Origin of the sequence: Ramlibacter sp. (assembly GCF_028292805.1) — a bacterium.
Classification (GTDB): Bacteria; Pseudomonadota; Gammaproteobacteria; order Burkholderiales; family Burkholderiaceae_C; genus Ramlibacter.
This window is the reverse complement of record NZ_JAQGLS010000037.1, coordinates 1-7616: the sequence shown is the minus strand read 5'-3', so window position 1 is coordinate 7616 and position 7616 is coordinate 1. Positions and strand designations below refer to the sequence as shown.

6 protein-coding genes are annotated in these 7616 nt (G+C 70.8%); 4 read left to right on the top strand and 2 right to left on the bottom strand.

What is annotated here, in order from left to right:
- The first annotated feature begins 71 nt into the window (after nucleotides 1-71).
- The 4 genes from JWP65_RS01945 (at nucleotide 72) to JWP65_RS01930 (ending at nucleotide 5673) form a co-directional block, all read left to right on the top strand.
- Entirely contained in the window at nucleotides 72-1418 is a 1347-nt protein-coding gene (locus JWP65_RS01945; protein ID WP_299759829.1) for a sigma 54-interacting transcriptional regulator, read from the top strand.
- A gap of 178 nt (nucleotides 1419-1596) precedes the next feature.
- Nucleotides 1597-3156, top strand: a complete 1560-nt coding sequence (locus JWP65_RS01940; protein WP_299759827.1) for a glucan biosynthesis protein G — start codon at nucleotides 1597-1599, stop codon at nucleotides 3154-3156.
- Nucleotides 3157-3158: 2 nt separating this feature from the next.
- The gene (gene mdoH, locus JWP65_RS01935) at nucleotides 3159-5123 is read left to right on the top strand and encodes a glucans biosynthesis glucosyltransferase MdoH (RefSeq protein WP_299759825.1); all 1965 of its coding nucleotides are present in this window, start codon (nucleotides 3159-3161) and stop codon (nucleotides 5121-5123) included.
- A gap of 367 nt (nucleotides 5124-5490) precedes the next feature.
- On the top strand, nucleotides 5491-5673 hold the full coding sequence (locus JWP65_RS01930) for a DCC1-like thiol-disulfide oxidoreductase family protein (protein WP_299759823.1): 183 nt from the start codon (nucleotides 5491-5493) through the stop codon (nucleotides 5671-5673).
- Nucleotides 5674-6033: 360 nt separating this feature from the next.
- Here the strand turns inward: JWP65_RS01930 and JWP65_RS01925 are convergent, their stop codons facing one another.
- Together JWP65_RS01925 and JWP65_RS01920 are read right to left on the bottom strand one after the other, a co-directional pair.
- A complete protein-coding gene (locus tag JWP65_RS01925; RefSeq protein ID WP_299759821.1) occupies nucleotides 6034-6993 on the bottom strand; it encodes a tripartite tricarboxylate transporter substrate-binding protein in 960 nt (319 codons plus the stop codon).
- An 11-nt stretch (nucleotides 6994-7004) separates the two neighbouring features.
- The coding region (locus JWP65_RS01920) for a M20/M25/M40 family metallo-hydrolase (protein WP_299759819.1) at nucleotides 7005-7616 on the bottom strand (612 nt) is incomplete at its 5' end.

Below are 7616 nucleotides of genomic sequence, written 5' to 3'. Positions count from 1 at the left end.
CCCTGACCGCCGTGGCCACGCCCGCCGCCGCCAACGCCACCCACGTGCTGGTCGTGGACGACGACGCCGACATGCTGCGGCTGCTGTCGATGCGGCTGCAGTCGGCCGGCTACCGCGTGACCACCGCGGGCTCCGCCGAGGCGGCGCTGGCGCAGCTGGACCTGGCGCGGCCGCAGCTGGTGATCAGCGACGTGCGGCTGCCGGGCAAGGACGGCCTGGCCTTGTTCGACGAGGTGCGGCGCCGCCATCCGGCGCTGCCGGTGATCCTGCTGACGGCGCACGGCACCATCCCCGATGCGGTGGAGGCCACCGCGCGCGGCGTCTTCACGTACCTGACCAAACCCTATGACGGCAAGGACCTGCTGGACAAGATCGCCCAGGCCCTGGCGCTGGGCGCGCCGGCGACGGCGCCCGCGCATGCGGACGAAAGTTGGCGGGCCGAGATCATCAGCCGCTCCAGCCGGATGGCGGACCTGCTGGCCGAGGCCCGCATGGTGGCGCGCTCGGATGCCAGCGTGCTGCTGCGCGGCGACAGCGGCACCGGCAAGGAGCTGATGGCGCGCGCCATCCACCGCGCCAGCACCCGCGCGGCGCGGCCCTTCATCGCCGTCAACTGCGGCGCGATCCCAGAGGCGCTGCTGGAGTCGGAGCTGTTCGGCCACGTCAAGGGCGCCTTCACCGACGCGGTGGCCAACCACAAGGGCTTGTTCCTGGCCGCCGACGGCGGCACCTTGCTGCTCGACGAGATCGGCGACATGCCGCCGGCGCTGCAGGTCAAGCTGCTGCGGGTGCTGCAGGAGCGCGCGGTGCGGCCGGTCGGCTCCAGCCAGTCGCATGCGGTGGACGTGCGGATCGTCTCGGCCACCCACCGCGACCTCGACGCCGCCATGGCCGCCGGCCAGTTCCGCGAAGACCTGTACTACCGCCTGAACGTGGTGACGCTGACGCTGCCGACACTGGCCGAGCGGCGCGAGGACATTCCGCTGCTGGCCAACCACTTCCTGCACCGGCTGGCCGCCAAGTACGGCCGCCGGCTGTCCGGCTTCGCGCCGGAAGCACTCAAGGCGCTGCTGGCCGCGCCCTGGCCGGGCAACGTGCGCCAGCTGTACAACGTGGTGGAACAGGTTTGCGCGCTGGCCACCACGCCGCTGGTGCCGCTGGCGCTGGTGCAGCGGGCGCTGCGGGTGCCGTCGGTGCAGGTGCTCACCTATGCCGACGCCAAGCAGCGCTTCGAGCGCGACTATCTGGTGGGCCTGCTCAAGCTCACCGACGGCAACGTGGCCGACGCCGCGCGGCTGGCCGACCGCAATCGGACCGAGTTCTACCGGTTGCTGCAAAAGCACGAGCTGACCCCCGGTCACTTCCAGTCGCAGGCCGGCGAGCGCGACCTGTCGCCTCCCGGCGACAGCGACAAGTAGTTGATTTCATTGGGTTTTCCATGGTCCGAAGGAAGACCTGTCGCCTCCTGGCGACAAAACCGGGGATTCCAGCCCCCTGACCCGTCGGTCTACCTCCAGTTACCAGGGGATTTCACCGCAAGTCCTTGATCCGTAAGAAGTTCTCAGACCTGGCACAGGGTTTGCCCTAGTGATGGGGATGAAGGCCTTTTTCCGGATCCTGCAACTGCTCTCGGTGACCTTGCTCGCGCTGCTTGCGGCCAGCCTGCACCCGTCCGCGCGCGCACAGGGAAGCTTTCGCTTCGGGCTCGACGATGTCGCCCGCATCGCGCAAGAGCGCGCGCAGTCGCCGCTGGTGTCCGCCGCCGACGCGCTGCCGGCCGAACTGCAGTCACTCGACTACGACGCTTACCGCGACATCCGCTTTCGCCCGGCACGTGCGCTGTGGGGCGACGCCCAGCTGCCGTTCGAGACCATGTTCTTCCATCGCGGCCTGTACCAGCGCGCCCCGGTGCGGGTGCACGAGCTGACGGCCGACGGCGCGCGCGCCCTGCCCTACGCCAGCGGTGACTACGACTTCGGCAAGAACGCGGTGCAGCCGCAAGGCTGGGGCGACCTGGGCCATGCCGGCCTGCGCGTGCATTACGCGCTGAACAATCCGCAGTACAAGGACGAACTGGTCGTCTTCCTGGGCGCCAGCTACTTTCGCGCGCTCGGCGCCGGCCAGCAGTACGGCCTGTCGGCGCGCGGGCTGGCGATCGACACCGTCGGCGGCAGCGGCGAGGAGTTTCCGCGCTTTACCGAGTTCTGGCTGGAGCGCCCGGCCGCCGACGCCAAGCAGATCACGCTGTACGCGCTGCTGGAGTCGGCGCGCGCCACCGGCGCCTACCGGTTCGAGCTGGTGCCCGGCGCGCAGACCGTCACCCGGGTGCATGCCCGCGTGTTCCTGCGCCCCACCGACCGCCCCGTCGCCACGCTGGGCATCGCGCCGCTGACCAGCATGTTCTTCTTTGGCGAGAACCAGCCGCGCGCCGGCGACTTCCGCCCGGAAGTGCACGACTCCGACGGCCTGCTGGTGGCCAGCGGCGACGAATGGCTCTGGCGCCCGCTGCAGAACCCGGCGCGGCCCACCACCAACGCGTTCGCGGTGCAGCAGCTGCGCGGCTTCGGCCTGATGCAGCGCGATCGCGCCTTCGCCAGCTACGAGGACGTGGAAGCGCGCTACGAGCGCCGCCCGAGCGCCTGGGTCAAGCCGCTGGGCGACTGGGGCCCGGGCCGCATCGAGCTGCTGCAGCTGCCCACGCCCGACGAAACCCACGACAACATCGTCGCCTACTGGGTGCCGGCGCAGCTGCCCGCGCCGGGCGTGCCGCTCGCCTTCGCCTACGAGCTGTCTTGGCAAGGCGACACGCAGCAGCGCCCCCCCGGCGGCTGGGCGACGCAATCGCGGCGCGGTATCGGCTACGCCAGGCTGGACGGCAACGAGCGCGCCGGCCAGGTGCAGTTCGTCGTCGACTTCGCCGGCCCGGCGCTGGCCGCCTTGCCGCCCGACGCCGCCGTGCGCGCCGTGGCCAGCGCCGACGGCAACGGCCGGGTTCTCGAGCAACTTGCCTATTTCAACCCCGCCGCCAAGAGCTGGCGGATGACCCTGCGCGTGCAGCGCATCGACCCGGCCCAGCCGGTCGAGTTGCGCGCCTTCCTGCAGCACGACACCCACACCCTGAGCGAGACATGGTCCAACATCATTCTTCCCGAGTAGACATGCAGCCCGTGCCGGCGCCGGCTCGCCGCAGCACCTTGCGCCAGGAGCGGCACCCGAACTGCGTGACCACGCCGCCGGTGCATCGCGGCTCGATGCCGGCGCAGCCCTGGCGCGGCTTCTGGAACAGCGTGGGCACCGCGCTGCTCTGCGCCGCCAACGCCGTGCTGGCTGGCGGCACGCCCGCCGCGCGCAAGCCGCGCGAACAGCCCCAAGCCTGGCAACTGGCGGCCAACCGCCGCCGCCTGGCCTTCGCGTTGCTGACGCTCCTGAGCACCGGCGTGGCCAGCTGGCTGTTCGCCGATGCCCAGCCGGACTACGGCAGCGGGTGGCTGGAATGGGGCCAGATCGCCCTGTTCGCGATCCTCTCGACCTGGGTGGTGACCGGCTTCGTCACCGCGCTGATGGGCTTTTGGGTGATGCTGTTCGGTGATGCCCATTCGGTGTCGGCGCGCGCGGTTCAAGACCATCCGGTCGATGCCAGCGCCCGCACCGCGATCATCATGCCGATCTGCAACGAGGACGTGGCCACGGTGTTCGCCGGCTTGCGCGCCACCTGCGAATCGGTGGCCGCCACCGGCCATGCGACCGTGTTCGACGTGTTCGTGCTGTCCGACAGCAACAACCCCGGCATCATCGCTGCCGAGCGCGCCGCCTGGGAGGGGCTGCGCACCACCCTGGCCGCGCACCCGGAGCAGCCGCAGATCGAGGTGTACTACCGCCTGCGCGAGCGCCGCACGCACCGCAAGGCCGGCAACGTGGCCGACTTCTGCCGCCGCTGGGGCAAGGACTACCGCTACATGGTGGTGCTGGACGCCGACAGCGTGATGAGCGGCGACTGCATCGTCTCGCTGGTCAAGCTGATGGAAGCCCACCCCAAGGCCGGCATCATCCAGACCGCCAGCCAGGCCGTCGGCCACGCCACGCTGCACGCGCGCGCGCAGCAGTTCGGCTCGCGCGTGACCGGCCGGCTGTTCACGCTGGGCATGCAGTTCTGGCAGCTGGGGGAGTCGCACTACTGGGGCCACAACGCGATCTTGCGCGTGGCGCCTTTCATGCAGCACTGCGCGCTGGCGCCGATCAAGGGTGAGGGCGGCCTGGCCGGCCCGATCATGTCGCACGACTTCGTCGAGGCCGCGCTGATGCGCCGCGCCGGCTACCACGTGTGGCTGGTGTCCGACCTGGTCGGCAGCTACGAGCAGCAGCCGCCGGACCTGTTGTCCGAGCTGCAGCGCGATCGCCGCTGGTGCCAGGGCAACCTGCAGAACTCGCGCCTGATCGCCGAGCCGGGCATCCACCGCGTGCACCGCGCCATGTTCGCCATCGGCGCCATGTCGTATCTGTCGGCCCCGCTGTGGCTGGCCTTCCTGACCTTCGGCACCACGCTGTGGATGACCGGCGCGCAGGTGCTGCCGGACTGGCAGGCCGTGCCGGCCGAACTGCGCAGCCTGTGGGCCTGGACCCTGGCGATGCTGTTCATGCCGCGCGTGCTGGGACTGGCGGCCGTGTTCCTGCGCCGTGGCCAGGCCGGCTTTGGTGGCACTGCCGCCCTGCTGGGCAGCGCTATGCTGGAGACACTGGTGGCACTGCTGCAATCGCCGGTGCGGATGCTGGCGCACTCGTTCTTCGTGCTGATCGCGCTGACCGGCCTGAAGCTGGAGTGGAAGTCGCCCCCGCGCGAAGCCGCTGGCATCACCTGGGGCGACGCCATCGGCCGGCTGGCGCCGATGACCGGCGTGATCGCGCTGTACGCCGCCGGCATCGCCGCCATCGACGTCGGCGCGCTGCTGTGGCTGGCGCCGGTGGCGCTGCCGCTGCTGCTGGCGATCCCGCTGGCGGTGCTGACCAGCCACGTGGCGCTGGGCAGCTGGATGCGCTCGCGCGGCCTGCTGCTGATCCCGGAGGAATCGCGCTCGCCGGCGGTGCTGCGCCGGGCGTGGCGGCACGCTGCGGCGCTGGCGGTCTAGCCGCCGTCGTTCCCGCGCAGGCGGCAAGCCAGGGCTTCCCCTTCGAAAGCGGCCTGCGTGCCGCTTTCGTTTTGTGCGTCGGTGTTGCATGTCCTGGCGGCAAACCCGCTTGCGGGTTTGCCGGGCAACGGGGGCCGGCTGCCATCCCCGGGCCAGGAACCAGGCTCGAACGCATGTCCAGCTGCCACGTCGTCGTCAACCAGGCTACGGCTTCACGTGTCCACGCTGGCATTGGCCGCCGCCCTGCCCGCCGGCGCTGGCCCTTGCGTCGGCTTGCCGGCGCTGGAGGATTCGCCCTGGAAGCGAGCACCGGCCGCCTGCATTTTCGCGTGCGGCGCGATCTCGCGGCGGGTGCCTGGAGGCCACCATGATCGTCGTGTTCGATGCCCACTGCCCGCTGTGCAGCCACTGGGCCCGCTTGCCGTTGAAGCACGACCGCCACGCGCTCGTCCAGTTCGCCTCCATCCAGGGCGCGGTGGGCCGTCGGCTGCTGGTCGAGGCGGGGCTGCGTCCCGATGGCTTTGCAGACATTGCTGCTGGTGGACGGTGAACGCAGCGGGCAACACACCGGGCCATCCTGCGGGTTCTGCATGCGCTCGGCTGGCCGTGGCGCGCGACCCGGCCGGGGTGGCTGATCCCCGCGCCGCTGCGGGCCGCCGCCTACCGCCTGGTGGCCCGCAACCGCTACGCGATCCTCGGACACTGCGAGAGCTGCCCGGTGCCGCCGCCGGACCACGCGGTCCGGTTCCTCGACCGAGGGTGGTGACTTGTCACCCGGGCTTGGGGATGACAAGTGAGCAGGAGCGGGGCCGGCCGCCGGGGCATGCACCGACGGCGCATAGAAAAAGCGGCCTCGCGGCCGCTGTTCCCGGAAAGCTTCGGCTCCCGCCTGCGCGGGGACGACGCGGCTCTATTCGACCCGCGCGCCCGCCGCCTTCACCAGCACGCCGGCCGCTTCGTAGTCGGCCCGCAGCAGTTGCTGGAAGGCATCCACCGACATCGCGCCCGACTCCACGCCCAGCCGGGCCAGGCGTTCCTGCACCGCCGGCTCGGCCAGCACCTTGTTGATGGCGGCGTTGAGCTTTTCCGCTTCCGCCTTCGGCAGGGTGGAAGGCGCCAGCACGCCGATCCACGAGTCGAACTTGTAGCCCGGCACGCCGGCCTCGGCCACCGTCGGCAACTCGGGCATGAACTTGGAACGCCTGTCGCCGGTGTAGGCCAGGATCTTGATGCGCGGGTCGCCCTTGAAGCCGGTGATGCCCACCAGCGACGACGTCACGCCTTGCACGCGGCCGGCCAGCACTTCGTTGACGGCGTCGCCGGTCGACTTCATCGGCACGTGCTGCATCTCCACGCCCGCCTTAGCCAGGAAGTAGGCCATGCCCATGTGGGTGGCGCTGCCGTTGCCGGCCGAGGCGTAGTTGTTCTGGCCCGGCCTGGTCTTGAGCAGCTTGACGTAGTCCGCCAGGTTGTTCACGCCCAGGTTGGCCGGCGCGGCGATCGCATAGCCGGAGTTGCCGATGTAGGCGACGCCGGTGAAATCCTTGACCGGGTCGTAGGCCAGCTTGCTGTACAGGTGCCCGGCCAGCGTGTGGCTGGCGGCCGCCAGCACCAGCGTGTTGTTGTCGGTGGCCCTGGCCACCTGCGCCGTGCCGACGGTGCCGCCGGCGCCGGGTCGGTTCTCCACCACCACGGTGGCGCCCAGCGCCTGCCCGAGTTCCGCGTTGAAGGTGCGCGCGATGGTGTCCTGCACGGCGCCGGGGCCGAACGGCACCACCATGCGGATCACGCGCTGGGCCATGGCGGGCGCGGTGACGCCGGCCGCGAGGGCCGCCGCCAGGGCGAGGTTGCGGAAACGGGGAAAGGTCATTGCAGCGATCCTCAGGGTTGTGCCAGCCATTGTTGCGCCAGCCGCACGAAGTAGCTGGCGCCGATCGGAATGATCTCGTCGTTGAAGTCGAACGACGTGTTGTGGATGATGCAAGGACCGGGCCCATGGTCCGCCAGCCGGTGGCCGCCGTCGCCATTGCCGATGAAGGCATAGCAGCCGGGGCGCGCGCGCAGCATGTGGGCGAAGTCTTCCGCGCCCATCACCGCCGGGAAGTTCTCGTCGACCCGGTCGGCGCCGACCACGTCGCGCATCACCTTGGCGGCAAAGCGCGCCTCCGCTTGGTGGTTCACCACCGGGGGCGAGGCGCGGCGGAAGGCGATCTCGGCCTGGCAGCCATGGGCCTGGGCCACGCCCTGGGCGATCTGGCGCAGGCCGGCTTCGATCCTGTCGGTGGCCTCCACCGAGAACGTGCGGACCGTGCCGCCAACCCAGGCATCGTCGGGGATCACGTTGGGCGCGCCCGAGCCCTGAATCTGCGTCACCGCCAGCAGGGCCCGCTCGGTCGAGGAGATCACCCGCGGCACCAGGCTTTGCAGCTGTTGCCCGAGGGTGAGAACCGCCGCCACCGGGTCGATGCCGGTGTGCGGCAGCGACGCGTGCGT

What these genes read in the sequence shown, in the direction of transcription:
- JWP65_RS01930 (WP_299759823.1), top strand. Translation starts at nt 5,491, where the DNA reads ATGATCGTCGTGTTCGATGCCCACTGCCCGCTGTGCAGCCACTGGGCC.
- JWP65_RS01940 (WP_299759827.1), top strand. Translation starts at nt 1,597, where the DNA reads ATGAAGGCCTTTTTCCGGATCCTGCAACTGCTCTCGGTGACCTTGCTC.
- mdoH (WP_299759825.1), top strand. Translation starts at nt 3,159, where the DNA reads ATGCAGCCCGTGCCGGCGCCGGCTCGCCGCAGCACCTTGCGCCAGGAG.
- JWP65_RS01925 (WP_299759821.1), bottom strand. Translation starts at nt 6,993, where the DNA reads ATGACCTTTCCCCGTTTCCGCAACCTCGCCCTGGCGGCGGCCCTCGCG.
- JWP65_RS01945 (WP_299759829.1), top strand. Translation starts at nt 72, where the DNA reads ATGCTGCGGCTGCTGTCGATGCGGCTGCAGTCGGCCGGCTACCGCGTG.